The following is a 24,278-nucleotide window of genomic DNA, read 5'->3' on the forward strand; positions in this document are numbered from 1 at the left end:
GGCCTCAGTCCTTGGCTCTTGCGCCGGGCCGCAGTTCTTGCGCCGTCGCCAGGGCATCCCCGACAAAGGCGCCGAACTCTGCCATGAACCGTCCTTTGGCAAAGCCCAATGCATGCCGTCTGATGGCGGCGGGTTCGAACCGGTCTTCCCGGCCTTCAAAGGCCAGCATGGCCTCACTCAGGGATTCGACCGTCTGTTCTGCAAAGAACAGGCCGGTCTTGCCGTCGACAACGGTCTCCCGGGCGCCGCCACGCCCATAGGCAATCACCGGCCGCCCGGACGCCATGGCTTCAACCGGCGCAATGCCGAAATCCTCTTCGCCCGGCATCAGGAAAGCCCGGCATTCGGAATAATGACGCTTCAGATCGGCGAACGAACATCGCCCGACAAACTCGATCGTCGGTCCGGCACTGGCCCGCAACCGCGCGGTTTCAGGGCCGTCACCCGTGATGACAAGCTTGCGGCCGAGCGCGTTGCACGCTGCAATGGCAAGGTCGATCCGCTTGTACGAGACGTGCCGTCCGGTGATGAGATAATAATCGCCACGCGTTTCGCTCACGGCAAAATCATCGACATCGACAGGCGGGTGAATGACATGCGCAGGCCGCCGATAATAGCGGTTGATCCGCGAGGCCACATAGCGCGAGTTGGCTATGAACCGGTCCACGCGCAGGCTCGACGCCTGGTCCCAGAGCCTCAGCCGTGTGATGCAGAGCGAAAGGACCAGCCGCTGCAGCCAGCCCGCGCTTTCGCGGTATTCGTGATACTGGTCCCACAGGTACCGCATCGGCGAATGGCAATAGCAGATGTGCACGGCATCGAGCGGGGGCACGATGCCCTTGGCCGGGCCGGATTCGCTTGAAATGATGAGATCATATCCCCGCAGGTCGAGGTTCTCGAGTGCGGTGGGCATCAAGGGAAGAAGCGCGCGATAATGGCGCGCTGCACCCGGTATACGCTGGAGGAAGCTCGTCCGGAGACGGTCGCGCGGAACAATTGTTCGGGAAAATGCGGGATCCTCGACAAGTGTGAAGACATCGGCCTGCGGAAAGAGTTCCAGCATCGCCTTGACCACATTTTCACCGCCGCCGCTGCCGACCAGCCAGTAATGGACGATCGCGACTTTCGGCGGTCTGGCCTTGCTTTCAAGAACGTGAGCACCACGCACAGTGGCTTGCAGATCCAGCTCAACGCGCATTCGGCCCCCCGGATTTTCCGTGATTCAGTGAAAGAGTTTCGGCCCGGATCGAGAGCGCTGGGTCCCACACGGTGTAGGTCCGCCGCGTGAACAGGGATTCGAGCACGCCCGCCGCGACTCCGGCCAGGCTGAGGGTTGCACTCGACAGGGCCGAAAATGGCCGCACATCGAGGGAATGACCAATCAGCAGCGCAGCCAGACCCGCTGCGACGACTGCGGTCGCCATCGCCGCGCCATAGGCAAGCGCAACGGCCGCAATCAAGCACAGGGCCCCGGCTCCAAGGAAGAAAGGCGTGAGCCATTTCATGACCCGGTGCGACAGATAGGCATAGAGTTGCAGCCACGGCATCCGGCGCAGTTCGGGCCAGAGCACACGGTGGACATTGGCCGCCTGACAGGCAATGCGCCGCTTGCGCTGCTTTTCCTCGACTGCGCCGACGGCGCTGCGTTCAAAGACACGGACATGGTCCGCCGAATGGATACGGGCACCTGCAATCAGCACCCGAAGGCTCAGGTAGAGATCGTCAATCAGGTGCGGTGGCGGCGGCTGGTGCAACGACCTGCGGAGCATGAACATTGCCCCGTCGACACCGATGACGCCGACCGTGTGGCTTTCGATGCGCTTGATGGCCTCTTCGAGGCGCCAGTAGAGCGCGCCAATGGCGCTCGTCGGAGATTCGCGGCGATTTGAATAGATGAGGTGCGCCGTCACGCAGCCGATCGTCGGATCGGCAAAGGGTCGCGCAAGCTCAACCGCACAGCCAATGTCACTCTCGACATTGGCGTCGGTGAAGAGAATCAGCTCGCTCTCCGATCGTTCGACGAGCAGGTTCATGCCGTAGGTCTTGCCGGCACGAGCCTTTCCAACCACCAGATCGATCCGGTCGGAATAAGGCTCGAGCAGCGCGACAGTCCTGTCCGTGGGCGCATCGGCGTATACGTGAATCGTTGCCGGCCCATAGGCTCTGGCAACCTCAAGCAGCCGCTCGACCTTGGCGACAATCACCTTTTCCTCATTGTAGGCACTCAGGCAGATGGCAAGCGACGGGCGCGGTCCGAGGGCAGAGGAAAGCGCAGGTTTCGGAGACTTGCGGCAGAACAGCCTGAGGCTCAGCGGGTAAAAGACAAAGCAGTGCCCAGCCAGCGCAAGCAGGGCCAGCGCAAGCAGTGTGAGGGTCGCGGTCAACGGTGTCGAGAGCAAGAATCCTCCATCGGCAGGACTCCGCTGTCGCAGATGATCGTTAACGATTTGCCAAACTATTTAGCCCCGATTTCCGCACGCTTTCTCGGCGCGTTTACTTTGTGGCAAGGTTTGCATCGCAGTGCAGCATCTCCATTTTTTGCGGACGGGCGATGTCCGCGCGAGTCGTTTGGGGACTGCCTATGCCGCGCTTTATACATGCGATCGCCGCCACTCTCATGGTCTTGACCGGGACTGCCGGCCTGGCGTCCGACATGCCGGATGGAGCCCGTCCGCCCGCTGATCCCGTCTCGCAAAACTACACGCTCGGGATCGACGACAAGCTGGCGCTCACGGTCTATGGCGAAGATGGCCTGACCGGCGAACAACAGGTTGGCCCTGACGGCTCCATTGCCGTTCCGCTGATCGGCAAGGTCCGGGCCGAGGGCCGCACAGTCGATGCCGTTAGCGCCGAGATCCGGGATAGGCTTGCTGCCGGGTATCTCCGCAACCCGAGCGTCTCGATTGCCATACTGACCTTCAGGCCCTTCTACATTCTGGGCGAAGTCAACAAGCCGGGCGAATATGCCTATCGCAAGGGTCTGTCTGTTGCAGAGGCCGTCGCGACGGCACAGGGCTTCAGCTACCGGGCGCGCAAGAAATATGTCTTCGTGAAACGTGCGGGCGCCAGCGAGGAGCAGAAGCTTGAATTGCGCCCGGACCTGCTTGTCATGCCGGGCGACACACTGCGGATCGGTGAGCGCTACTTCTGAAATGGCGCGCCGCTGCCGATTTTGCAGGGCGATCGCGCGGTCGCTCTTGGCGTGCATGCTGCTCGTCCCGGGGGTCGTCTCGGCGCAAACCTACGCGCCTTTGCTCGACACCGACATTCCGGTGGCCATGCCGAGCCAGCGCAACCGCACCGTACTGGAACGGCCGCATCCGGAACTGGCGCCACTGGGCGTGACGGCCGGCGGGTTCCGCCTTTATCCCGTAGTCGGACTTGAAGCGGGCTATACGAGCAATGCCTTGGGCTCCGCTGCTGGTGCCCGGCAGGACGCCATCCTGTCATTCAATCCCGCTGTGCGGGTTGAAAGCCAATGGTCACGCCATGCCCTGAGCGCTGGCCTGGACTATGATGCCCGGCGCTATGCGAACGTGACCGCAAAGAACCAGGACGGCTGGCGCACCCGCGCCGAAGGCCGTCTGGACATTCACGGGGACTCCAACCTTCTCGCGTCCCTGACCTATGAGCGGACGTTCGAGGACCAGTATGTTGGCTCTTTCCCAGCCAATGCAGGAGCCTCGATTGCCGTGCGGCGCTCTGCCGCCCTGCTGCGGGGCACGTTCGTGGCAAACAGGCTGAGGCTGCTCGCGAGCGGCGACGTCAACCGCTTCGACTATGCAGACAGTCGCACATTGGCCGGTGCTCCGCTCGATCAGGACTATCGGGACCGCAAGGTCTATCGGGCGAGCACGCGCGCCGAATATCTTTTCGCTGCCGACAGTTCGGCGTTTGTGCAAATGACCTATCGGCGGACGCGTTATGACGTCAGGACAAGCGGCCTGACCGACCGGACGAGCAAGGAATATCGGATTGTCGCCGGCTTTGTGTCTGACGTCACGCCCGTCATCCGCGCGGCTGCGGGTATAGGCTATGCGAACCGGCGTTATGATCAGCCCGGAATTCGCCCCGTACGCGACCTGGTGGCTGATGTACGGGTCGATTGGAACGTGACCGCGCTGACCACAGTGTCGTTCGTTGGCCGACGCGGCATCGAAGAAGCAATCGAACCCAATGCCGCCGGATATGTCGCAACCAAGGTTGGCATCCGTGCGGATCACGAACTGCTGCGCAATCTCCTGCTTGACCTTGGCGTTGATCGCGAGCGCGACAAATTCAAGGGAATCGCCCGCAATGACAGGCTCACCCGCGTGAGTGCCGGTGCGTCGTATACCATGTCTCGTAACGTCCTGCTCACCCCTCGGCTCGAATATGTCCGGCGCAGGAGTGAAGGCGCATTCCCGGGGCCCAGCTTCAAGGAGGTCCGATTTGCCCTGCGCGCGTCATTTCGAATCTGATCCATGCATCGTCCCGCCCCAACCCCTCTCGCTTAACTGACCACGGAGACCCCAATGTACCAAGACAGGATTGTAAGGGTCGAAGAACGGCAGGACCTTGCGGGCATATTCTCGAGATTCAGGCGGCACCTGCCTTTGGGCGGGACAATCGTCTTCGCCTGTCTCGTCCTTGCTGTCCTGGCCACACAGTTCCTGCCCAAGAAATATACCGGGCGGGTCCAGCTCGCCTTTGCGCCGCAGGGTTCGCTCATCAAGAATATCGCAGATCCGGGATTGAGCGATGCAGCGCGCGAGGCGGAGATCGAAGCGCAACTGCAATTTGCGCGGTCGCTGGCCGTGGCCAATCCGGTCGTCAAGTCGCTTGGCCTTTCAAGGGATCCCGAGATTGCCGCCAAAGCCAGTCGCTTCAAATCCGGGGGTGCCGACGCAGTAGCAGCGGCGGTTCTTCAGGATGTCAGTGCGCGGCGCGTGGGTCAGACACCTCTGATTGAGCTGACCTACACATCCAGCGACCCGATTAAGGCCGCCAAGATCGCCAATGCCATTGCAGACAGCTACCTGCAGAACCAGGTGGCGCAAAAGCTCGCCCAGTCGAAATCGACGCTTGACCGTCTGGACTCGCGGGTGGAGCTTCTGCGGCAGCAAGCGGAAGCAGCCGATGCGGCGGTCGCGGACTTCAGGGTGCGCAACAACCTGATCGGCAACCCCGATTCCATGGCGCTCGAGCAGGAAATTTCCGCGATCAGCACCAGCCTGGCAGACGCCCGCGCCATTGCCGCTGAAGCCCAGTCGCGGCGTGCGGCGGCCAGCCGGTCAACCATCGTTGGCAGTAACAGCGGTCCGATCGACAACAGCACGCTCTCGAGCCTGCGGGCACAGCGCGCAGAAGTCGTCCGCAAGGTCGGTGCGCTGTCGGCGCGCTATGGCGACAAGCATCCGCTGATCATCGACGCCAAGGAAGAACTGGCGCGAATTGATGGAGAAATCGGCAATGAAATGCGCGGGCTTTCCGCCACGGCTGGGGCCGAATCGAACATCGCCGGTGCGCGAGCAGCCTCGCTGAGTGCCAGTCTCGGGGCCGCGCGTGCACGGCTTGCCGCCAATGTGCGCGGTGGAGTCGGTCTGGCAGAGCTTGAACGCAGGGCCGAAATCGCGCGGCAGCAATACCAGAATCTCTTGACCGCACGCGGCCAGGAAACAGCGCGTCGCGCCCTGTTCCAACCGGATTCGCGGCTTGTTTCGCCCGCCACGCCCCCGCTGTCCGCCAGTTCTCCGAACCTGATCGTCAATCTCGTGCTCGGCCTTGCCCTTGGCCTTGGCCTTGCGCTGGCAACCGCCTTCTTCCGGGAGCGCTGGTCGCAAAGCCTCAACACGATTGACGATATCGACCGATTGCTGGGGGTCGAGTTCCTCAATTCGGTGCCAACCCTGTCGTCGGCAGTCGACCAGCCGAAGACGCGCGACCCGGCAGAAGCCGTCATCCTGCATCCCCTGTCTTCCTATGCCGAGGCTTTCCGCAGCCTTGCAACGACCCTGCTTTACCGGGCCCGCGAACCCGGAAATGGTCGCGGCAAGGTGATCGGGATTACCTCGTCGCTACCAAAGGAGGGCAAGACGACGACGTCGATTGCGGTTGCACGCGTGCTGGCCCTGTCCGGCAAGAAGGTCGCGATACTCGACGCCGATCTCCGCCGCCGTTCGATCACACAGACGCTCGCGCCACAGGCGGCGGTCGGCTGGGTCGAGGTTGTGGGCGGGTCTGCCCAATTGAAGGACATCATGATCGTCGATGGTACGGGCGCAACGCTTGTCCCGGCGGCATTCAATGCGCATCTGGTCGCAAGCCCGTTCACAGGCCCCGCGTTCGATGAACTGGTCGAAACACTACGCCGCTCATTCGATGTGATTGTCGTCGATACGGCGCCCGTGCTGGCCGTCGATGACACGCGGGTCCTGCTGAAGCATCTCGATACGCTGGCGATGCTGGCGCGCTGGCGGCAGACGCCGGTGAAGGCCATCCGCGCCGCGCTCCACCAGGTGCGCACCGTCGGCGGATCCGTTTCCGGCGTCGCAATGACCATGGTCGACCTCAAGAACCAGGCACGGTCCGGCTATGGCGACGCTTCAGACTATTATGGCGACATGAAGGATTATTACGCGACCGAGTGAAAAGGCCGCACAACGAGGAAAGTTCAGTGACGCAAACGTCGCTCCAGATGGGTCTTGTGCCCGGCCCGACAGCACGGCAGCCATTCCCGGGCCGCATCCTTGCGCCGATCGAGCGGCGGATTGGTCGGCTGGCGATGGCCCGTCTCTATTCGGTGTTTGATCAGGGCGCATCCGGCCTGGCGAATATCCTCGCTCTGGCCATCCTCGGCCGTGCCTTGCCGATTGAACAGTTCGGTGCCCTCGGGATGATGATCGGCCTGCACTATTTTGTCGCGGGATTTCATCGGTCCGCGATCGTCCTGCCCTTCCTGACTGTTCATCAAGACGATCCGACCAGCGAGTCCTCCCATGCCGATAGCTCCTCATGGTGGTGGCTTGCCGCGATCGGAGGCCTGTTGCTGGGGGCTGCTCTTGCGACGATCGCCGGGCTCATCCATCTGTTTCAGGAGGGTGTTCCCGAAGCAGCATGGTTGATCCAGCCCTTGCTTCTCGCCGCATTCGTGACACCGGCAATGCTCGCTGCCGAATTCACGCGCCGCTGGCTGTTCCAGATCGCGCGTGCCGATCTCGTTGCACTTTTCGCGTTCGTCTACTTCTGCATTCTGGTCGGCAGCGCAATCATTGCGGCAGGCGCAAGCCCCGACGCGAGTGCGGGCGCCTGTGGCTGGGCCGCGGCAAGCCTTGGCTCTGCAATTCCAGCGCTCTTCGTGCTTCGCCCGACCCGTCCGCAGCGCCCTGGCCTCGCGAAGATTATCGCGGATCATCGCGCCGAGGCCCGCTGGCTGGCGTGGGCAAATCTACCCTATGCGGTCTATGGCAGTGCCACGATTGTCGTCCTCATCGGGGCAATCATCGGCCCTGTTGCAGCCGGTGTCTTTACGGCGGCGCGCACCTTGACCAATCCCGCCATGAGCATCGTCTCGGCAATCGATTCAACCGACAAGCCGCGCGCGACCCGCGCGCTTGCGGAACATGGCGCGGCTGGACTGCATGACGCCATTGCGCGAACGCGCAAACTGATCGCCATTGCGACGGGCCTTTACTTGGCCGCCATCGCGATCTGGGCAGGCCCGATCACGGATTTTGCCTTCCGCGGACGATATGCGGACGTCACAACCGACGTCCGCCTCCTTGCCTTTGCGTTCTTTCTGGCGGGGCTCAACCAGCCGTCGGAGACGCGCCTGATTGTCCTCAAGGCCGGTCGGACCCTGCTTCAGGTCCGCACGATATCGGCCATCTTTGCCCTTTCCGTGCTGCTGCTTTCTGCCCGCTGGGGCATCGCAGGCATGGCTGCGGCCGTTGCTGCCGTTCAGGCCTTCAACCTTCTTCTCCTTTTCGCCGCAGAACGGCGCGTTGCGTCAAAGGATACACGTCGATGAACAACGACCTGCGGTTCTCGATCGTCGTCCTGACCTTTGCGCGGGAAGCCATCCTTGCCGACACACTCGACCGGCTGGCCGGCCACCTTGAAGGCCGGACGGATTATGAGCTGCTCCTGGTCGACAACAATCCCGAAGACTTCAGCCGCTCGGCACAGCTGGCGCGATTCAACCTGGCCAAGGTGATCTGGGACGGGCGCAACAAGGGCGTTGCCGCACGCAATCTGGGCTTCGACATGGCCCGCGGCGAATATGTTATCCTTCTGGACGACGATGTCTTTGTCGACACGCCCGATTTTCTCGACCGCTTCGCTGCAGCCTTTGATGCCGATGACCGTCTGGGGGCCGTGACCACCCGCAAATATGTGCGCGGCGAAACGCGGCGTCGGCTCGACCTGATCCCCCATACGGACAAGTCGGTGGATCTCACGCGTCCCTTCTACACCTTCCGCTTCGTTGGCGGTTGCGTCGGGTTCCGGACGCAGATGCTCCGCGACGTGGGCGGATTCCTGCCGGATTTCTTTTACGGCCTTGAGGAAGTGGAGCTGGCATACCGGATCATCGATGGTGGGTGGAAGATCCGGTATGAGCCGGATATTGTCTCCGAAGAGCTCGAGCATCCGGCCGGCCGGAGGCCGAAACGGGACGTCCAGACCGACCGGCTGGCAAACAAGTACATCATCTCCTACTTGCGCATGCCGCAGCCCTGGCTGCTGCTCAACATGGTCGCCTTCACGCCTTACCTCCTCTATTTTGCGCGCGGCGAGGCAAGCGTCGGGCGGGCCGTTCGCCAGTTCGCGACCTGGCTCCGCAAGTCGGACCGCCCACGCAGGCGACCGATCGGCAAGGAGGCGACGCGCTATATCCGGGCTTGCGGCGGCTCGACATGGCGCTGAGGCATGTCCTGATCACAGCGTCTGTCGCCCTGTCACTGCCAACCCTGGCGTGCGCCGATTCCATGCCCGCGCATCGGCTCGACCGATCAGGCCTAAAGCTAGTCTTCGATGAATCCTTTGATCGCCCGCCAAGCTTCTGGGATCCGGACAGAGGCGTGCAGGGCCGCTGGAAGACAAATTATTTTTTCGGCGAACAGGATGCCGATCACCCCAAGGGCTGGACGTCCCGCACACTCGAGCCAAATGGCGAGCTTCAATATTATGCGCGGCCCGGGGACGTGCCGGCAGCCTTTGTCTGGAAGGGCGGTGTCCTTTCACTCGTGGCGCAACCCAATTCCGATCCCGCGGATCGGCTCAGGCATGGGCTGCCTTTCGTTTCGGGACTCATCACAACGGAAAAGAGCTTCCGCCTTGATGAGGGATATTTCGAAGCCCGCATGGCCTTCCCGCAAGGAAAGGGCCTGTGGCCAGCCTTCTGGCTGCTCCCCGCGCCTGCCCTAGAGGCGGGAAAGCCAACGAATCCCGGCGGTCAGGAAATCGATATTGTCGAATCGATCGGAGAGCCGGGCCGGATCTACCAGACGGTGTTCACCGACACGGATGGCACGAAGGTCAAAAACGACCGGGCCTTTGAAACACATGCCGACCTTGGACAATTCCATGTCTATGGCGTGCTCGTCACCAAGTCGGACATCATCTGGTATTTCGATGATGTCGAAGTGCGGCGCGTTGCCAATATCGATTTTCACAGGCCCGCCTACCTCCTGCTCAATCTGGCTGTCGGCGGAGACTGGCCCGGCGCGCCTGATGCGGGGACAAAATTCCCGGCCGCAATGCGCATCGACTGGGTTCGCGCATACCGGGTGAAAGGCAGTGCGTCATGATTGCCGATGCGCGCTCAGCAGGACTCCCCGATCGGCTCGAGGCAGATCTGCTCATCATCGGCGCGGGTGCTGCCGGGATCACGCTCGCGCTCTCCCTCGCCAACTCCGGTCTGGACATTATCATCGCCGAGGCGGGCGGGCCCAAATATTCGGCCGCCGCACAGGCCTTCTATTCGGGCGAAGCGGTCGAGCCCGAGGGCCATAGTCCGGTCGACATGTATCGACGGCGGGTGTTCGGAGGATCAACGACGCTCTGGGGCGGGCGATGCATTCCCTTTGAGGCGATCGATTTCGAAGATCGGCCCTGGATGGATCACGCTTCCTGGCCCATTGGCCACAAGGATGTCGCGACGCACATCCCGCGCGCAATGGAGATTCTGGAGGCTGGTCTGCCGGAATTCGAAGCGGGTGAAGCCCTGTGCGGGCCTGCGCCAATGGTCGACGGCATCATCGACGAAGACGTGCTGCTCGACCGAATCGAGCGCTTCAGCAAGCCTACGAATTTTGGTGCGCGTTACAGGGTCGAACTGGCAAACGCCCCCAATATCCGTCTTTTCACCAACGCGGCCACAACCCGGATCTTGCTGGAAAATGACGGATCGGCCGGGGGCGCCATCTTCGATGCGGGCGGCAAGCCCGTGACGATTGTCGCCCGGCGCGTGGTGATCGCGGCGGGCGGGATCGAGACGCCCCGGCTTCTGCTCGCGGGCAGCCCCGCCCGACCGAACGGCATTGGCAACGAGCATGATCTGGTCGGAAGGTTTTACCAATGCCACCTCGAAGGGTCGGTCGGCACCCTGCATTTCCTGACGTGCGCCGAAGAGGTGCGCCTCGGGTATGAACTGTCGCACGACGGCGTATATTGCCGACGCTATATCGCCCTTTCACCGCATGCTCAGCGCCGCCACCGGCTGGCTGGGCTCGTGGTTCGCCCCTCCCATCCCGGCATTGTCGATCCGGACCATCGCAGCCCGGTCCTTTCTGCCATGTACCTCGCAAAGGCGTTCATCGTGCCCGAATATGCACGCAAGATGACAGCGCTGGAGCATCAGGCCCGGGCCCGGCGCGGCGGTTCCGCAATTGCCTACCATGCCGCCCATCTCCGTAACATCATTCTGGGTTCCCCAAGACTGACCGCCTTTGCTGCAGACTGGACACGACGTCGCATTCTTGCCAGCCGCAAGCTGCCGTCTGTCGTCCTTGCGGATCCGCGCGGCTTCTATCCGGCAGACATCAATGGCGAACAGGAGCCCAACCCCGAAAGCCGGATCACGCTGGGTTCGGACCGCGATGCCTTGGGGATGCCGAAAGTCCGCGTCGCGTGGCGCGCGACTGTGGAGGACTATCATCGGCTGCTTGTGGGACTGAGGCGAATCGAAGGTGCTTTCACACGGAGCAAATCCGTCCGGTTCGATCTGGCTGGCGTCACCGAAGCGACGCTCAGGGACATGATCGTTCCGATCGGCGGTCATCATATCGGCACGGCCCGCATGGCAAGCAGCGCACGCGAGGGCGTCTGCGATGCCAATGGCGAGGTCTTCTCTGTGCCCGGTCTCTTCATTGCAGGCGCAGCGGCCTTTCCGACATCGAGCTTTGCCAATCCGACGCTCACACTCGTGGCTCTTTCCCTGAGGCTGGCCGACCATCTTCAGCGCGCACCCGTGCGGCCTGCCGTTATGATCCGGAAAGACGCGGGAGCCGTTCATGCGTGAAGCCCTGACGCGCGACGCCCAGATGTTCTTCTCGCGCTGGGGCACCTCGCGCAAGCCGCGCTGGATGCTGTGGGGACGACTGCTCCTTCTCACGCCCGGATTCCAGCTCGTCTTCTGGCTTCGGGTCCAGCGTGCTCTCAAGACTGTTCCGGTCGTCGGCCCAGCGCTCCGCAGGTGTCTCTGGTATGTGACGACAATCTGGTTCTCGTGCGATGTGGATCCGGAAGTCGAGATCGGGCCCGGGCTCTATCTGCCTCACCCGCTCGGCATCGTGATCGGCGGCGGCGTGAAGATCGGGTCGAACGTCTCGATCCTCCAGAATGTCACGCTGGGCCGCGTGGCGACCGAACACTTCGATCCGACATTGGGTGATCATGTGGAAATCGGCGCCGGGGCCGTGGTGCTGGGTGCAATCCATGTCGGGTCGGGATCGAAGGTGGGTGCCAACAGTGTGGTGCTGCGTGACGTGCCAGCCGGCGCAGTCGCCGTCGGCGTGCCCGCCCGCATCATCATGCCCGGAGCGCGGTCATGACACTGGCCCGGGACATGGACATTTTCCTGTTGCGACTCGGCGCGTCCCGCAAGCCGCGCTGGATGCTGTCGCTGAGGCTCTTCCTCCTAACCCCGGGCTTCCAGTTTGTCTTTTGGCTGCGCCTCCAGCGCAAGGTCGGAGCTATCCCGCTTGCCGGTCCGGTCCTGCGACGAATCCTCTGGTATGGCACCCGCGTCTGCTTCGCGAGCGACGTCGACACTCAGGCGCGCCTTGGATCGGGTCTCTATATGCCACACCCCTTCGGCATCGTGATCGGAGCCGGCGTTCGGATTGGCGAGAATGTCGCCATCCTGCAGCGCGTGACGCTCGGGCGGGCTGGCCTTGATCATGTCTATCCCGTGATCGGCAATGGTGTGGAGATCGGAGCCGGGGCGTCCATTCTTGGCGCAATTCACATCGGCGATGGTGCCCGGATCGGTGCCAACAGCGTCGTTCTCAAGGATGTGCCTGCAGGAGCCATCGCTGTCGGGGCGCCAGCACGCGTGATCCTGCGCGCAGCAACAGGTTGAGGAGGTCGCATGCAGGACAAGCTTCCCTTTCCATTGAAGTCCGCACGCGGCGTGCCTCCGGTAGACCGGTTCGGCCTGCCCCTGCGCGGCCAAGGGCGCCCACGCGCAGCCAGCGAGACGTTGTCGAGGGGCCCGGTCCTCTGGGCCTTCCTGATCGTCGCGCTTGGCACGACGATGTTCCAGAAGATCGGCTTTGGCTCGGCACCTGATGGCATCGTACCCTTGGTCATCCCCATGGCATTGCTCGCAACCATCGTCGGGCTCGCGTTTGCGAGGCCGGTTTTCGATACGGGCAGAGTCGCACTCTATTTCCTGTTTGTTGTTGTCTCGGGACTGACGACGACATTGTTCGCGACAAACTACTCGATCAACAGCTTTGCGCTGTATGCCATTCTCTATCTGCCGATGGTTGTCGCCTTTCGCGTGTCCGAAGCGACATACAGGCAATGCATGAACGCGTTCAGTTCACTGATGGTCGCTGCAGCCGCAATCCTCTTTGCACAACATCTTGTCCAGCTCGGCATCGGGTGGCAATATTGGCCCAATCTTGATCAGCTGCTCCCGCCATCATTGCTGATTCCCAATTTCAACTATGTCCAGCCGATCGTCTGGGGCATGAACTATATGAAGCCCAATGGCATCTTCTTCCTGGAGGTGTCGTTCCTCTCGCAGTTCATCGCCCTTGCGCTGGGTATCGAGCTGGTCCTGTTCCGGCGCTGGTGGCGGGTGGCGCTGTTCGTTGCGGCCGTGTTCGCGACCTTTGCGGGGACGGGCCTTTTGCTCCTGTTGCTGACGGTCCCGGTCCTGATTGGCCGGGTTTCGATCCGCAACATGATGCTGGCAACCGCGGGCTTCGCGATCATCGGGCTGCTCGCCTGGTGGCTTGGATGGGTGGACCTTGTTTCGCACCGCTTTGATGAATTCAACCGGACCGGAGCCAGCGCGAACATGCGTTTCGTCGAGCCCTACAACCGGCTTGTCGCCTTCGCGAGCGACCCCCATTCGCTCTACAGCGGGATCGGTGCGGGCCAGATCGAAAAGGCCCTGAATTTTCAGTGGTGGCCGATCACCAAGGCCATTCTCGAATATGGCATCGTCCCCGGCCTGCTCTTCTATGCCTTTTTTCTCTACACCCTGTTCAACCGCGCGCCCCGGCTGCGCATCGCCTATATGCTGGCGGTCTGGTTCACATTTGAAGGGGCGCTCCTGACGGCCGTCAATCCGATTGCCTGCATGATGCTGTCCACAATGTTTGTCATCGAAGGCCGCCGCGGGGCTTCGTCCGGGTCAGGTGCTCGCTCACCAACCAGACGCTGACCAGACCTAGGCGTCTTCATTTGCCCACATCAGCCGGAAGGCAGTGAACGCAAGCAGGGCAACGCCGGCCAGAAGCACCGACCATAAGGCAACGGTCTTCAGAGGGATGGACGACAGGCCGGCAGAACTCTCCAGATCAACCGCAACCAGCGGCTGCGCTCCGATCACCCGAGCTTCAGCCAGAGGGCCAGTCTTGCGTGTGAGGTCAGACAGCGCAAAAGTCCTGGGCTCGGCCTTCGCATTTCCGACGGCCAGCCGGTATGGCCCGTCACCATTGAAGGCTGCGGCCACAACGACAGGCTCATACTGCAGTTCGATGGCCGGCGGCTTTGAAAAGCCTGCGCTGCGGGGATCCGCTTCCAGCTTCAGCAGGCGGGCGGACCCGTCCCCGATCTCAAGCAGCGCACCCGGACCACCCTGCCTGAGGCTGGCCATTGCCAGCAACGCCCAGGGAGCCTCCGTATCCGCGCGGCCGAGCAAACGCACGGGCATGACGCCATCGCTGCTGGTCATCCTGACCCGCATTGCCTTGGGCATGACGGCAGACGGAACGCTGAAGGTCAGATTGTGCGGGTCGGCAAGCTCAAGCCCGCGGACAGCAATCGCAATCGGCGGCGCATCGGGGACGCGGCTCGTGAACAAGGTCGCCCCGGCTATGCTGATCGGAGAGTCCCCTTGCCAGGTGGCGCGCAGATATCGACCCTGCAGATCAGCAGACGGCAGGTCGATCCGGCTCTTTCCCAGCACGTCCGGACTGTCCCCCGAGCGAAACAGGACCCGTTCGGCAAGTGGATCCCATGTCTTGAGATCGGATCCCGCCGCAATGGATATCGTCACCGGGCGCTGCTTTGGGAGAATCGCGTCGAGCGCAATGCCGACAGCAGGGTCGCTGATGTTTCGCGTGTCAAAGATGACGCCCGGTTGCGCAGCCTCAGGCGCGTTGCCGTCCGCATGGACGCTGACAGATCCTCCCTCCTGCTCGACGCGCACCGAAAGAGGCGATTTGCGTCGCGCGAAGGCCGGGCTGCCGAACGGAATGGCGTCAAGATGGATGCGGCTGTGCTGCGCAACATTCGGTGCGACAAAGGCGATCGACAAGGGGCGATCATGGGCATCGACAATGCGAATGTCGCCCTTGTCCGGTCGCTTGAGGGCAATCAGCGCTGCGGGCGGCAGTACGATGCGCCGGACCTCGGTCCCTGATGCCTCCACCGACAGCGAAAGGGCGAAGTCATGGGTTTTGGGTTCGGCGCCCCCGTTCTGCCCGTCACACCCCGACAGAAGCAGAGCCGCGGCCAAGGCGGCAGGCAGGATGCGGCTCATGCCGCAGCCTCCTTCGTTCCCTCGGCTCGGGGTGGTATCGGCACGAAATAGCCAATGAGCAACATGAGCACGCCCACGGCAATAAAGGCGATGATGCGTGCAAGTCCCTCCACCTGCGACATGTCAACAAACGCCAGCTTCGCCACGACGATGGCGAGAAGCACGGCACCAGCCAGCCAGGGAAGCCGTTCCGCGCGGCTGCGGGCAAGGAACATCAGGCCCATCGCCATCAGGGCCCAGAGGATCGAATAGCCGGACTGGACGATCTGGCTCCCGGCCAGGGCATCGGTCTGCCAGTCGACGCCGAGCAGATGATGTGCGCTGCGCAGCCAGATCGTGTTGGCAAGGACAAATGCCAGCAGGGCCATCGCCGCCAATCCGGCCCGGCCCGTCACCAGTTGCACTGTTTCGACGCGCGGCCGCGCCGCTTGCAGCAATTTGCGCCAGAGCGCGAGAGCGGCAAGCGCGAGAAGTGCGGACAAGTCGACAGGATTGAGCAGCGGAATATAGGGGAGCGGATCGGTGACGCCCTCTGCTACAAGGCATGTTGACAGCGCGCCGACGTAGACCAGCACGGCAAGTACGACCGCACCGTGGAGCCAATAGGCCTTTGCATAGGGATTGAGCGGCCATGAAAAGTCGGCTGGAGACCCGGATCGCGCTGCCCTGCCCGGCCATTGCACAAGCAGGAGGAGGATCGCGGTTGCACTGACGAGGAAGGTCACGCCTGCCCAGGACGTCTCCCACAGATTGCCACTTTCGATGCCCAGCCAAATGCAGTCGGCAACCAGCGCGGTGACCAGAAGCACACCACCGACGTGCATTGCATGAGTCCAGACTGAAACCGGCTGGCGGCGGAGCAGCCAGATATGGAGGCCCAGCGCCGCGCTCCAAAAGAGGATATCCGGAAGGTAGAGCAGATGTCGTCCCTCGATCATCGCGAGGAGAAGGCATATCGAAACAAACGGCAGGCTGAGCTTGGCCGGCCAGCCGGCAACCGACCAGTCGTTCTTCCTGCCGAACCCGTCAGCCAGGGTCATGGCTCCCAGCACGCCGAGCATGATCGCATAGACTTGCGTGTGAGTGGAGAACACTTGCAGTGCGCCGAACCTTGCGTCAGGCGTCGCGCGCAGTGCCTCGAGCACGATTGACTGGCAGACAAAGGTAAAGCCTCCCAGAAACCAGATCTGGCGCAGGCCGCCTTCGACCACAGCATAGCCTTTCGCCCATGACGAACCGCTGTGGTCCAGAGGCTTGCGCATGATCCAGGCCGTGAAGATCATCGGCAAGGCAACCAGCATCGGTTGAAGGAACCCGCTGTTGGCGAGCGGAATGGCGGACAGTGCCGAGCTTGCTTCAGCCAGCGTCAGCAATGCGGCGACGGCCTGCAGCACCAGCCCCAGACAACGGGGCACCCAGCGCGCCTGTCGCGCGCCGACCCAGAAAGCGCCCGCCCCCTCAAGAGCCCAGACACAGGATGTCCAGTTGACATCGAGCGCCAATGGTACTGCCAAGGTTACAAATCCGATGCCGATGGCGAGCAGGCATTCGTTCAGCAGGCGCATTTCGGGCCTGCCTCTGCGAATGGTCATGGCGGTGACTGCAATATAGGCCGCGCCAAAACCGAGCGCCGACCATGCCGATGCAAAGGGCCGGTCATGAACCAGTCCGACCTGCAAGCCGAACCCGGCGAGCGCCGTGCCGAACAGCAGAGTTGAATCGGCATAATTGCCGAACTTGCCCGGCGTGTTGTGCGCATAGAGGACTGCGGTTGCGAGATAGATCGCCATGGAGACAATCAGGAAACCCTGACACAGCAGATAGTGCTGCGGCTCATAGGCCGAGAAGCCCCAGAGCGACGCGAGCGCAAAGGTTGCGACAAACCCGAGAAGGTTGAGCGGTCGCCAACGCTTTTTCCAGGCGATGCCAAAGATCGCGAGGTTGAGCGTCGTCATGTAGGTGAACAGGCCCAGCGGCGTTTCACTGCGACCCCCAAGCAAAACAGGAACGGCAAAGCCGCCGAGGAACGCAATAAACGCCATCACGAGCGAATCCTGCATCACAGCCAGTGCGCAGCCGAGTGCAGCGAACAGGATCAGGAGAGCAAAGGCCGCAACCGGGGGCACGATGCCGTAGCCGCGAGCCGCCGCAAAGACGACGAGATAGAGGATCGCGATGCCTGCGCCCTGCAAGGACAGCGAAAAGGCGGGTCGCTCGGTCCGTTTCCTGAGCCCGATCGCGAGCAGCACGACCCCAACGGCCGCGACCAGTGAAAGCCGCGCCTCAATCGGAAACAAGCCGGCCATGGCTGCGAAACGCACAAGGAAGACCAGGCCCAAGAACAGGATGACAATGCCGACCCGTAGGATGGTGTTACCGCCAAAAAGCCAATCCCTTGCCTTGCCCATGAACACCGATGCGGGGCTAGGCGGTGAAGGCTCCAGACGCCGGGGAAGCGGCGCGCCAAACGGGGCGGCGGACCTGGTACCAGGCGCGGGCGACTCTTCGATCTTCGGTGCGTCGCCAACCGGCTTGGTCACCACGCGCGCAGGCTCGGATTGAGGTCTGACGGCGGCCGACGTCGCAGGTGCTGGCTGCGCAGATGGTGCATTCGTGATGCCACCAGACAGTGCCGAACGCACCGCATCCCCTATTTCCTGACGGATTGCCGAGCGGAGCCATACCCCCAAGCCAGCGCCGAGCGCACCCCCGAAGATAAACCCGAATTGGGAGAAATCTGCAAGGACAAAGCCCAGCAAAGCGCCGACAACGGCGCCCCAAACCGCTATTCCCATATGGACGATCCCTCCCCTGCCATCCGCCAAGCTTGGCACATCTGGCGAAAATTAAAAGCAATGCTTTTGCTTTTCGCCACGACGAAAATGCCACCACGGATCAGAGTTCGGCAGGCATGCCTAAAACGCATTGAACAGATGACGATACGCCATTTCACATCGACGCCCGGCGCGACGAAAGACGCCAACAGGCCCTCACCTGAAGGCCCGATAATCCCGTTTTTGGAAGGACAATCAATGATGCTTCCCATTATTCGCAACGCGCGTGCCACAATTCTGGCAGTTTCGGCGTCTCTCTCGCTGACTGCCGGAACTGCGAGCCTTGCAGCAACGACCGCACCGCAGAGCACTGCCGTGGCTCAAGGCGTGCAAACCGTGCGCAGTGCCTATGGCATTGACGAAACAGTCGCCAGGCTAAAGGCGGATATTGCCGCCAAGGGCATTCGCTTCTTCACCGATATTGACCAGGCCGAACTTGGTGCGGGTGCGAATATCGCAATACGCCCGTCCCGGTTGATCCTGTTCGGCAACCCGCCCCTCGGCGTCCAGTTCCTTTCGGCAAACCGCTTCGCCGGCCTCGACTGGCCGGTTCGGATGCTCGTGTTTCAGGAGGCCGATGGCAGCGTGACAGTCGCCTGGACAGATTTTGCCTATATTGGCACAAGATACGCACTCAAGGATCGTGAGGCTCAACTCAAGATGGCCAGTGAAGTTGCCGCTTCCATTGCTTCGAGTGTCGCTCGGTAGCTGCCTTGTTTGTGTTTGCATCCATTTCGCTGATCTGCGCTGCGCTGATGGGCTATGCCATACAGCGCGGCGCCACCTGTACCGTGGCCGCGGTTGGCGAAATTGTCGAAAACCGGTCTGCCCATCGCCTTGTTGCCTTGGCGGAAGCCGCCCTGTGGGTTGCAGCCGGACTTGTTGTTGCGCGCCAGTTCGGCATTGTCACGCATTTGCCGGGCGGCATCGCCACGAGCGGCTGGACAGTGGCGGGCGGCGCCTTGCTTGGCTTGGGAGCATGGCTCAACCGCGCCTGCGTTTTTGGGGCCATTGCCCGGCTTGGCTCCGGTGAATGGGTTTATCTGGCGACGCCCTTGGGCTTCTTTTTCGGCGCGCTGACGTTACCCTTGGTCTTTGGCATGCCCACGCCCCAAATGCTGACTGAAGGATCCATGCTGCTTCGCATTCCCGTCTGGGCGGGCTGGATTGCGATGCCCTTAGTCCTGTGGCGGCTCGCAGCGCACCTCACACGATCAGGACGCACGATCTGGAGCCCTCATGAAGCCACGCTCGTCATTGGCCTGACCTTTCTCGTTTTGCTCGTCATCGCGGGCCCGTGGACCTATACCGAATTGCTGACCGACGCGGCAAAAGGGATGGTAGGCCATGTTGCCTTTCGCACGATCCTGTTTGTCGCACTTCTGTCCGGGGCCTGGTATGGTGGCTGGACAGCCGGCCGTTTCAAGAGTCGCCGGATCTCCGCTGCCGATATCGCGCGCTGCCTTGTCGGGGGCTTGTTGATGGGATGGGGCAGCCTCGTCCTTCCCGGCGGCAATGATAGCCTGATTCTTGTGGGCATGCCCTTGCTCCACGCCCACGCCTGGCTTGGCATAGGCACGATGTGCCTTGTGATTGCTGGCATGCTGCTCCTCGAACGGCGATGGGCCTGAGGCGCATCATTGGCCCCTTATGGGCATTTGCCAATCTGGCGTTCGCATGCCTGCTCGTCCTGCCCTGGCTGACCACGAAACCGCAAAGCCGGGTCGCGCGCCGTCTTGAGCGGCTGTTCTTCGGGTGGATTACAAAAGGATTCGGCCTTGACGTCAGGTGTGAAGGCCGCGCCGCGCCGCATGCCCTGTTCATCGCCAATCATATCAGCTGGGCAGACATACCCATTCTCGCCTCTGTTCTTGAAGCGGATTTCGTCGCGAAATCGGATATCCGCCAGTGGCCGTTCATCGGCTGGCTTGCGCGGCGCTACAATCCCGTCTTTATCGATCGGGAACGACGCGGCAGAGCCGGTGCGCATGCTGCTGCCGTACGCCAAAGGCTCAAGGACAGGCGCTCGGTCATCCTCTGCCCGGAAGGCACGACTTCGGTTGGCACTGGAATTCTCCCATTCCGCACCAGCCTCTTTTCAGCAGCCGACGATGCTGCAATCGTGCAGCCGGTCGTGATCCGTTATCTTGACAGGACGGGCAATGCTTTGTGCACGAAGCGACAACGCGACGTGGCCTGGATAGATGATGACGATCTGCTTTCGGGCGCAGCGAGGATGGCGCGCGAGCATATAATGGTGAAACTCGTGTTCCTCCCCCCAATGAAAGCGAGCGACTTTCCAGATCGCAAGGCGCTTGCCGAGGCGGCCCATGCGGCCATGTCGGCAGTCTATGCCACCGCTCCGAAGCGGCCAAGATAACGGGCGGATATCGAAGCGACGGGCATGACCATGAAGACATCGACGGTGTTGAACGGCTCATCAATCACAGCGCCGTCGCCGACCATCGCACCGACCCGCAAATAACCTTTGATAAGGGGCGGCAGCTTGCGCATCGCCAGCCTTGGATCATAGCCACCGATCGGAAGGCGTGCCATCTCGACATGACGGCGATCAAGCGCCCGCGCCCTGAGATGCGGCGGTGCCAGATGATTGTGATAAAGATAGGACAGCGTGTCCGCATGGTCATCCGGGTCGACACCGTGGAAACTCGCACACCCGAACATCATGGAAATCCGGTGCCGCTCGAGATAGGTCGCGATACCGCGCCAGAGCAACTGGATGGTCCCTGCATCGCGATAGGCCGGCGCAACGCACGACCGCCCGAGTTCGAGCAGTTCGCTATTCGGATCGGTGCTCCGCGGGAAGCTCTCGAGGACATATTCTCCTGCGGTGTAAAAGCCGCCATGCTTCTGCGCGATGCTCTCTCGCAGCAATCGATACGTGCCAACGACGACCGGAACACCACTGACAAGATCCTCAACGAGCAAATGATCGCAAACATCGTCAAACGGATCGGCGTCAAGGCCGATCGGGCCATGGTCCAGGCGCGCGCCTCGTTCTGCACAAAAGACATCCCAGCGCAATTTCTGTGCTGCCTGGATGTCACCTTTGCAGCTGGCCAAGCGAACAGACAGCATGCGGGGCGAGGGTTGGGATGTGCTTGAGATTGTCATGACACCGGGTCCTTCCTATGCAGTGTGCGTCAGTTGATGCCGAACTGGATTCGGTCTTTTTGAGTCTTTGAATTGAGGGGCTGACCTATGGAGATGCAGCAGGTTCGCTATTTCGTGGCGCTTGCCCAGACGCTCAATTTCACGCGGGCTGCGGAGATGTGCAATGTGACCCAACCCGCGCTGACTCGCGCGATCCAACAGCTTGAACATGAACTTGGCGGACCGCTTTTCAACCGGGAACGCGGCAATTCGCACCTGACGGAGCTTGGGCGTATCATGTTGCCCTATCTTGAAGGCGTCGATGCCCAGACACGGGCCGCCAAGGACGTGGCGAAGGCCGTAAAGGGCCTGAAGAAGGTCAAGCTGAGGATCGGTGTGATGTGCACGATCGGTCCGCAGTTGGTCGCTGGGCTTCTGCCCCGGTTCCAGGCCAACAACCCGGACGTCGAAATCGAAGTGATCGACGATGGTGCTCCGCAAATGGTGGAACGGCTCGAAAAGGGAGACCTTGAGATCGCCATTCTCGGCAGCCATGAAACCTTGCCGGATTCGCTCCACCAATTGAGAATCTTCGACGAGAAATTCGTCATCCTTCTGCCGCCGAACCATCCGTTGAGCGCCAATCCGTCGGTCCGTGCGGCGGACCTTCACGAGCAACCCTATGTCAGCCGCTCGCAATGCGAAGTCTTCCGCTACGTTGCCGGGGACCTCAAGAGCAGGGGCGTCGAACCGCGCGTAGTCTTTCGCTCTCCGCGTGACGATTGGGTTCAGGGGATGATCAAGGCTGGCCTTGGTTTCGGCTTTTTTCCGGAGTCGTCGGTCACGGATCCGGACGTGGTTGTCAGGCCGCTGGTTGATCCCGAATATACCCGCAGCGTCTTCCTGGCGACTGTGCGCGGGCGGCCGCATTCGCCGGCTGTCGGGGCTTTTATTCGAGAGGCCCGATATCATAAATGGCCAACTTCGGTGGACTGACCCGGCGCGGGACAGACCGCGCAGTCCGGATCTGTGGCCGTGGTCAATAGATCGTGGCAGGCCGTCAGTGCATTGATGACAACCGGGAAACCGGAGTAGATGGAAACCTGCATCATCGCTTCGACGATCTGCTCGCGCGAAAGCCCCAACTTCGTTGCTGACGAAACATGGGCGCGCAGCGGAGCGATCGCGTCTCCCCGGGCTGTGAGCACGGCAATGGCGACAAGTTCGCGTGCATGCATGTCGAGGGCAGGGCGGGCGAACACGTCGCCAAAGGCAAATTCGACGACCATGCGGGCAAAATCCGGGGCAACTTCGGCAAGCCGGTCAGTGACGAGATCCATTTTTTCCTGCGACATGGACAGCAGGACATCAAGCCCGCGGGCATAGCGACTCTTGCTCTCAGGTCGCGCCGCGCCGGGTCGAGATGGTTTACGCATAATCTTTTTCCTGGACCCTGGTCTGGCGCCCCGCCGGGATGGGGGAAAGCGGGGCGCCAGTGTTCCGGTGCAGGGGTCACCGGGGTTTCGGCCGAAATGTGGGGTATCATCCGGCCGCATTCGAAACGGCCTTACTGGCCGTGGTGGACGTCAGATGACAGGAGCACGGCTTCTGTCGTTCCGGTATTCTTCCACCAGTGCGAAAGGCCACCCGCCTCGCGAGAAATCTCGCCAGCGTGGTGCACGATCGGTGTTGTGCAGGTGCTGCGATACTCCGTGACTTCACCCTTGATCGTGATGATCAGGGCAGGTCGGTCGGCATGACTGTGAAGGGGAACAATGCCCCCGGGCTGCAGGACGAGCCGCCGCGTGCGGAGCTGGCGTCCGTCCACGCCGATTTCCGGACCAAGATCAACCGATGCAAGCACGGTGTCCGTGACGCCAGACGGCGCGGTCGCAGCGCCAGCGAGAGGATTGGGGCCGACGTTGCCGGCCGGGCATTCGCCAGCAAAGGCTGGCGTGGCGAAACCGCCCAGAGCGGTCGCGGCCAATGCGGCAATAAGAGTTTTCGTCATAAAATGTCCTTTGTGCAGTCCTGAATTTCATCAAAGGCCACCGACCGGGGGTTGTGGGGTTTGGGGGGGGGGAAGCCCCGGCCCGGTGACGCACTTCAATTAGGATGACCTCGCCATGCTGGACATTCGATTGTCGGCATCGAGTTCATGCACAACCGGCATTTCAACTTCATGACAGGCCCAGCCAAAACGCCCCACATTCCGAAATTCAGGAGGGAGATGCCTGGTGAACAGTGTAACCGAAACCCGTATCGAGAGAGCCTTGCCACTGATGGGCAAGGTCGCGGTCGTGACTGGATCGACCAGCGGCATTGGCCTTGGCATTGCCCAGGCCCTTGCCCGGGCTGGAGCGGATGTCATGCTCAACGGCCTTGGAGATCAGGTCGAAATCGAGAAGATCCGCGCGAGCCTGTCTGCGGAAGCCGGCGTGCGCGTTGGATATCACGGCGCAGATCTTCTGAACGCCGGCGGCGCAGCAGCCATTGTCACAGACACGATTGAGCGCCTGGGTCGCGTCGATATCCTCGTCAACAATGCTGGTATTCAGCACGTCAGCCCGATCGAGGATTTTCCCGTCGAGAAATGGGATGCAATCATCGCGCTCAACCTCTCGGCGGCCTTTCATGCCACCCGCGCAGCCTTCGCACCGATGAAGGCGGCAGGCTGGGGACGCATCGTGAATGTCGCATCCGCGCACGGCCTTGTCGCATCGCCGTTCAAGAGTGCCTATGTCGCGGCCAAGCATGGCGTTTTGGGTCTGACGAAAACCGTCGCGCTCGAAGGTGCAGAGCATGGCGTGACCTGCAACGCCATTTGCCCGGGCTATGTCTGGACGCCGCTGGTCGAAAACCAGATTGATGCCACGGCCGAAGCCAGAGGCATCAGCCGGGACGATGTCATCCGCAACGTCCTTCTCGCCGCCCAGCCCAGCAAGCGGTTTGCAGACGTCGATGAGCTCGGCGCGCTGACCGTGTTCCTCTGCAGCGAGGCCGCGCGGTCCATAACCGGGGCAGCCATGCCGGTCGATGGCGGCTGGACGGCGCAGTAACATGTATAGCCAGCCTACACGCGGCCCCGCCGTTCCGCCCATCATCCGTCACATCTTTCTGGCGAAGCC

22 protein-coding genes are annotated in these 24,278 nt (G+C 61.9%); 15 read left to right on the plus strand and 7 right to left on the minus strand.

Going from position 1 to position 24,278, the window contains the following annotated elements:
- Positions 1-4: 4 nt before the first annotated feature.
- Both K0O24_RS03325 and K0O24_RS03330 read right to left on the minus strand, forming a co-directional pair.
- Positions 5-1,198 carry a glycosyltransferase gene (locus K0O24_RS03325; protein WP_219894432.1) on the minus strand — a complete coding sequence of 398 codons (1,194 nt, stop codon included), beginning with the start codon at positions 1,196-1,198 and terminating at the stop codon, positions 5-7.
- The gene (locus K0O24_RS03330) at positions 1,188-2,399 is read right to left on the minus strand and encodes a glycosyltransferase (RefSeq protein ID WP_219894433.1); all 1,212 of its coding nucleotides are present in this window, start codon (positions 2,397-2,399) and stop codon (positions 1,188-1,190) included. The genes K0O24_RS03325 and K0O24_RS03330 overlap by 11 nt, the downstream gene beginning before the upstream one ends.
- A 182-nt stretch (positions 2,400-2,581) precedes the next feature.
- Between K0O24_RS03330 and K0O24_RS03335 the strand changes: the two genes are divergently transcribed.
- Genes K0O24_RS03335 through K0O24_RS03380 form a run of 10 tightly spaced genes read left to right on the plus strand, consistent with a single transcriptional unit; the run spans position 2,582 to position 13,879 of the window.
- Entirely contained in the window at positions 2,582-3,151 is a 570-nt protein-coding gene (locus K0O24_RS03335; protein ID WP_246611112.1) for a polysaccharide biosynthesis/export family protein, read from the plus strand.
- A 55-nt stretch (positions 3,152-3,206) separates the two neighbouring features.
- A complete protein-coding gene (locus K0O24_RS03340; RefSeq protein ID WP_219894434.1) occupies positions 3,207-4,460 on the plus strand; it encodes an outer membrane beta-barrel protein in 1,254 nt (417 codons plus the stop codon).
- Positions 4,461-4,514: 54 nt separating this feature from the next.
- The gene (locus K0O24_RS03345; protein ID WP_219894435.1) at positions 4,515-6,629 is read left to right on the plus strand and encodes a GumC family protein; all 2,115 of its coding nucleotides are present in this window, start codon (positions 4,515-4,517) and stop codon (positions 6,627-6,629) included.
- A gap of 26 nt (positions 6,630-6,655) precedes the next feature.
- Positions 6,656-8,008, plus strand: a complete 1,353-nt coding sequence (locus K0O24_RS03350; RefSeq protein ID WP_219894436.1) for a lipopolysaccharide biosynthesis protein — start codon at positions 6,656-6,658, stop codon at positions 8,006-8,008.
- Positions 8,005-8,904: a glycosyltransferase family 2 protein gene (locus K0O24_RS03355; RefSeq protein ID WP_219894437.1), complete on the plus strand. Its 900-nt coding sequence runs from the start codon at positions 8,005-8,007 to the stop codon at positions 8,902-8,904. The genes K0O24_RS03350 and K0O24_RS03355 overlap by 4 nt, the downstream gene beginning before the upstream one ends.
- A complete protein-coding gene (locus K0O24_RS03360; RefSeq protein ID WP_219894438.1) occupies positions 8,895-9,788 on the plus strand; it encodes a glycoside hydrolase family 16 protein in 894 nt (297 codons plus the stop codon). The genes K0O24_RS03355 and K0O24_RS03360 overlap by 10 nt, the downstream gene beginning before the upstream one ends.
- Positions 9,785-11,500 (plus strand): GMC oxidoreductase, encoded by a 1,716-nt coding sequence (locus tag K0O24_RS03365; RefSeq protein WP_219894439.1) that lies wholly within the window; start codon positions 9,785-9,787, stop codon positions 11,498-11,500. The genes K0O24_RS03360 and K0O24_RS03365 overlap by 4 nt, the downstream gene beginning before the upstream one ends.
- On the plus strand, positions 11,493-12,032 hold the full coding sequence (locus tag K0O24_RS16725; protein WP_246611113.1) for a serine O-acetyltransferase: 540 nt from the start codon (positions 11,493-11,495) through the stop codon (positions 12,030-12,032). Before K0O24_RS03365 ends, K0O24_RS16725 begins: the two co-directional genes overlap by 8 nt.
- Positions 12,029-12,562 carry a serine O-acetyltransferase gene (locus K0O24_RS16850; protein ID WP_281421691.1) on the plus strand — a complete coding sequence of 178 codons (534 nt, stop codon included), beginning with the start codon at positions 12,029-12,031 and terminating at the stop codon, positions 12,560-12,562. The genes K0O24_RS16725 and K0O24_RS16850 overlap by 4 nt, the downstream gene beginning before the upstream one ends.
- Positions 12,563-12,571: 9 nt before the next feature.
- Positions 12,572-13,879, plus strand: a complete 1,308-nt coding sequence (locus tag K0O24_RS03380) for a hypothetical protein (protein ID WP_219894440.1) — start codon at positions 12,572-12,574, stop codon at positions 13,877-13,879.
- A 6-nt stretch (positions 13,880-13,885) separates the two neighbouring features.
- Here K0O24_RS03380 and K0O24_RS03385 read toward each other — a convergent pair whose 3' ends face one another.
- Positions 13,886-15,202 carry a DUF3999 family protein gene (locus K0O24_RS03385; RefSeq protein ID WP_219894441.1) on the minus strand — a complete coding sequence of 439 codons (1,317 nt, stop codon included), beginning with the start codon at positions 15,200-15,202 and terminating at the stop codon, positions 13,886-13,888.
- Positions 15,199-17,997: a DUF2339 domain-containing protein gene (locus tag K0O24_RS03390; protein WP_219894442.1), complete on the minus strand. Its 2,799-nt coding sequence runs from the start codon at positions 17,995-17,997 to the stop codon at positions 15,199-15,201. Before K0O24_RS03390 ends, K0O24_RS03385 begins: the two co-directional genes overlap by 4 nt.
- Positions 17,998-18,234: 237 nt before the next feature.
- On the opposite strand from K0O24_RS03390, the gene K0O24_RS03395 reads away from it, so the two are divergent.
- Genes K0O24_RS03395 through K0O24_RS03405 form a run of 3 tightly spaced genes read left to right on the plus strand, consistent with a single transcriptional unit; the run spans position 18,235 to position 20,416 of the window.
- On the plus strand, positions 18,235-18,744 hold the full coding sequence (locus tag K0O24_RS03395; RefSeq protein WP_219894443.1) for a DUF302 domain-containing protein: 510 nt from the start codon (positions 18,235-18,237) through the stop codon (positions 18,742-18,744).
- Positions 18,745-18,755: 11 nt separating this feature from the next.
- Positions 18,756-19,667, plus strand: a complete 912-nt coding sequence (locus tag K0O24_RS03400; RefSeq protein ID WP_219894444.1) for a YeeE/YedE thiosulfate transporter family protein — start codon at positions 18,756-18,758, stop codon at positions 19,665-19,667.
- Positions 19,658-20,416, plus strand: a complete 759-nt coding sequence (locus tag K0O24_RS03405; RefSeq protein ID WP_219894445.1) for a lysophospholipid acyltransferase family protein — start codon at positions 19,658-19,660, stop codon at positions 20,414-20,416. The genes K0O24_RS03400 and K0O24_RS03405 overlap by 10 nt, the downstream gene beginning before the upstream one ends.
- Here K0O24_RS03405 and K0O24_RS03410 read toward each other — a convergent pair.
- Entirely contained in the window at positions 20,386-21,135 is a 750-nt protein-coding gene (locus K0O24_RS03410; protein WP_246611114.1) for a GNAT family N-acetyltransferase, read from the minus strand. The two genes, K0O24_RS03405 and K0O24_RS03410, sit on opposite strands and share 31 nt — an antisense overlap.
- 123 nt (positions 21,136-21,258) lie before the next feature.
- Here K0O24_RS03410 and K0O24_RS03415 point away from each other — a divergent pair, with 123 nt between their 5' ends.
- Positions 21,259-22,146 carry a LysR family transcriptional regulator gene (locus K0O24_RS03415; RefSeq protein WP_219894447.1) on the plus strand — a complete coding sequence of 296 codons (888 nt, stop codon included), beginning with the start codon at positions 21,259-21,261 and terminating at the stop codon, positions 22,144-22,146.
- Here the strand turns inward: K0O24_RS03415 and K0O24_RS03420 are convergent.
- Both K0O24_RS03420 and K0O24_RS03425 read right to left on the minus strand, forming a co-directional pair.
- A complete protein-coding gene (locus tag K0O24_RS03420) occupies positions 22,119-22,586 on the minus strand; it encodes a carboxymuconolactone decarboxylase family protein (RefSeq protein WP_219894448.1) in 468 nt (155 codons plus the stop codon). The genes K0O24_RS03415 and K0O24_RS03420 overlap by 28 nt on opposite strands.
- A 131-nt stretch (positions 22,587-22,717) precedes the next feature.
- Complete coding sequence (locus K0O24_RS03425; RefSeq protein WP_219894449.1) at positions 22,718-23,161, minus strand: cupin domain-containing protein; 444 nt, start codon at positions 23,159-23,161, stop codon at positions 22,718-22,720.
- A 271-nt stretch (positions 23,162-23,432) separates the two neighbouring features.
- Between K0O24_RS03425 and K0O24_RS03430 the strand changes: the two genes are divergently transcribed.
- The gene (locus K0O24_RS03430; protein WP_281421747.1) at positions 23,433-24,209 is read left to right on the plus strand and encodes a 3-hydroxybutyrate dehydrogenase; all 777 of its coding nucleotides are present in this window, start codon (positions 23,433-23,435) and stop codon (positions 24,207-24,209) included.
- Positions 24,210-24,278: the final 69 nt, after the last annotated feature.

The sequence above is a fragment of the Aquisediminimonas profunda genome, assembly GCF_019443285.1.
GTDB classification, from domain to species: domain Bacteria; phylum Pseudomonadota; class Alphaproteobacteria; order Sphingomonadales; family Sphingomonadaceae; genus Aquisediminimonas; species Aquisediminimonas profunda.

Coding starts and splice junctions, on each gene's coding strand:
- K0O24_RS03325 (WP_219894432.1), bottom strand. CDS start 1,198: ATGCGCGTTGAGCTGGATCTGCAAGCCACTGTGCGTGGTGCTCACGTT.
- K0O24_RS03335 (WP_246611112.1), top strand. CDS start 2,582: ATGCCGCGCTTTATACATGCGATCGCCGCCACTCTCATGGTCTTGACC.
- K0O24_RS03340 (WP_219894434.1), top strand. CDS start 3,207: ATGCTGCTCGTCCCGGGGGTCGTCTCGGCGCAAACCTACGCGCCTTTG.
- K0O24_RS03345 (WP_219894435.1), top strand. CDS start 4,515: ATGTACCAAGACAGGATTGTAAGGGTCGAAGAACGGCAGGACCTTGCG.
- K0O24_RS03355 (WP_219894437.1), top strand. CDS start 8,005: ATGAACAACGACCTGCGGTTCTCGATCGTCGTCCTGACCTTTGCGCGG.
- K0O24_RS03360 (WP_219894438.1), top strand. CDS start 8,895: ATGGCGCTGAGGCATGTCCTGATCACAGCGTCTGTCGCCCTGTCACTG.
- K0O24_RS03365 (WP_219894439.1), top strand. CDS start 9,785: ATGATTGCCGATGCGCGCTCAGCAGGACTCCCCGATCGGCTCGAGGCA.
- K0O24_RS16725 (WP_246611113.1), top strand. CDS start 11,493: ATGCGTGAAGCCCTGACGCGCGACGCCCAGATGTTCTTCTCGCGCTGG.
- K0O24_RS16850 (WP_281421691.1), top strand. CDS start 12,029: ATGACACTGGCCCGGGACATGGACATTTTCCTGTTGCGACTCGGCGCG.
- K0O24_RS03380 (WP_219894440.1), top strand. CDS start 12,572: ATGCAGGACAAGCTTCCCTTTCCATTGAAGTCCGCACGCGGCGTGCCT.
- K0O24_RS03385 (WP_219894441.1), bottom strand. CDS start 15,202: ATGAGCCGCATCCTGCCTGCCGCCTTGGCCGCGGCTCTGCTTCTGTCG.
- K0O24_RS03390 (WP_219894442.1), bottom strand. CDS start 17,997: ATGGGAATAGCGGTTTGGGGCGCCGTTGTCGGCGCTTTGCTGGGCTTT.
- K0O24_RS03395 (WP_219894443.1), top strand. CDS start 18,235: ATGATGCTTCCCATTATTCGCAACGCGCGTGCCACAATTCTGGCAGTT.
- K0O24_RS03405 (WP_219894445.1), top strand. CDS start 19,658: ATGGGCCTGAGGCGCATCATTGGCCCCTTATGGGCATTTGCCAATCTG.
- K0O24_RS03410 (WP_246611114.1), bottom strand. CDS start 21,135: ATGCTGTCTGTTCGCTTGGCCAGCTGCAAAGGTGACATCCAGGCAGCA.
- K0O24_RS03415 (WP_219894447.1), top strand. CDS start 21,259: ATGGAGATGCAGCAGGTTCGCTATTTCGTGGCGCTTGCCCAGACGCTC.
- K0O24_RS03420 (WP_219894448.1), bottom strand. CDS start 22,586: ATGCGTAAACCATCTCGACCCGGCGCGGCGCGACCTGAGAGCAAGAGT.
- K0O24_RS03425 (WP_219894449.1), bottom strand. CDS start 23,161: ATGACGAAAACTCTTATTGCCGCATTGGCCGCGACCGCTCTGGGCGGT.
- K0O24_RS03430 (WP_281421747.1), top strand. CDS start 23,433: ATGGGCAAGGTCGCGGTCGTGACTGGATCGACCAGCGGCATTGGCCTT.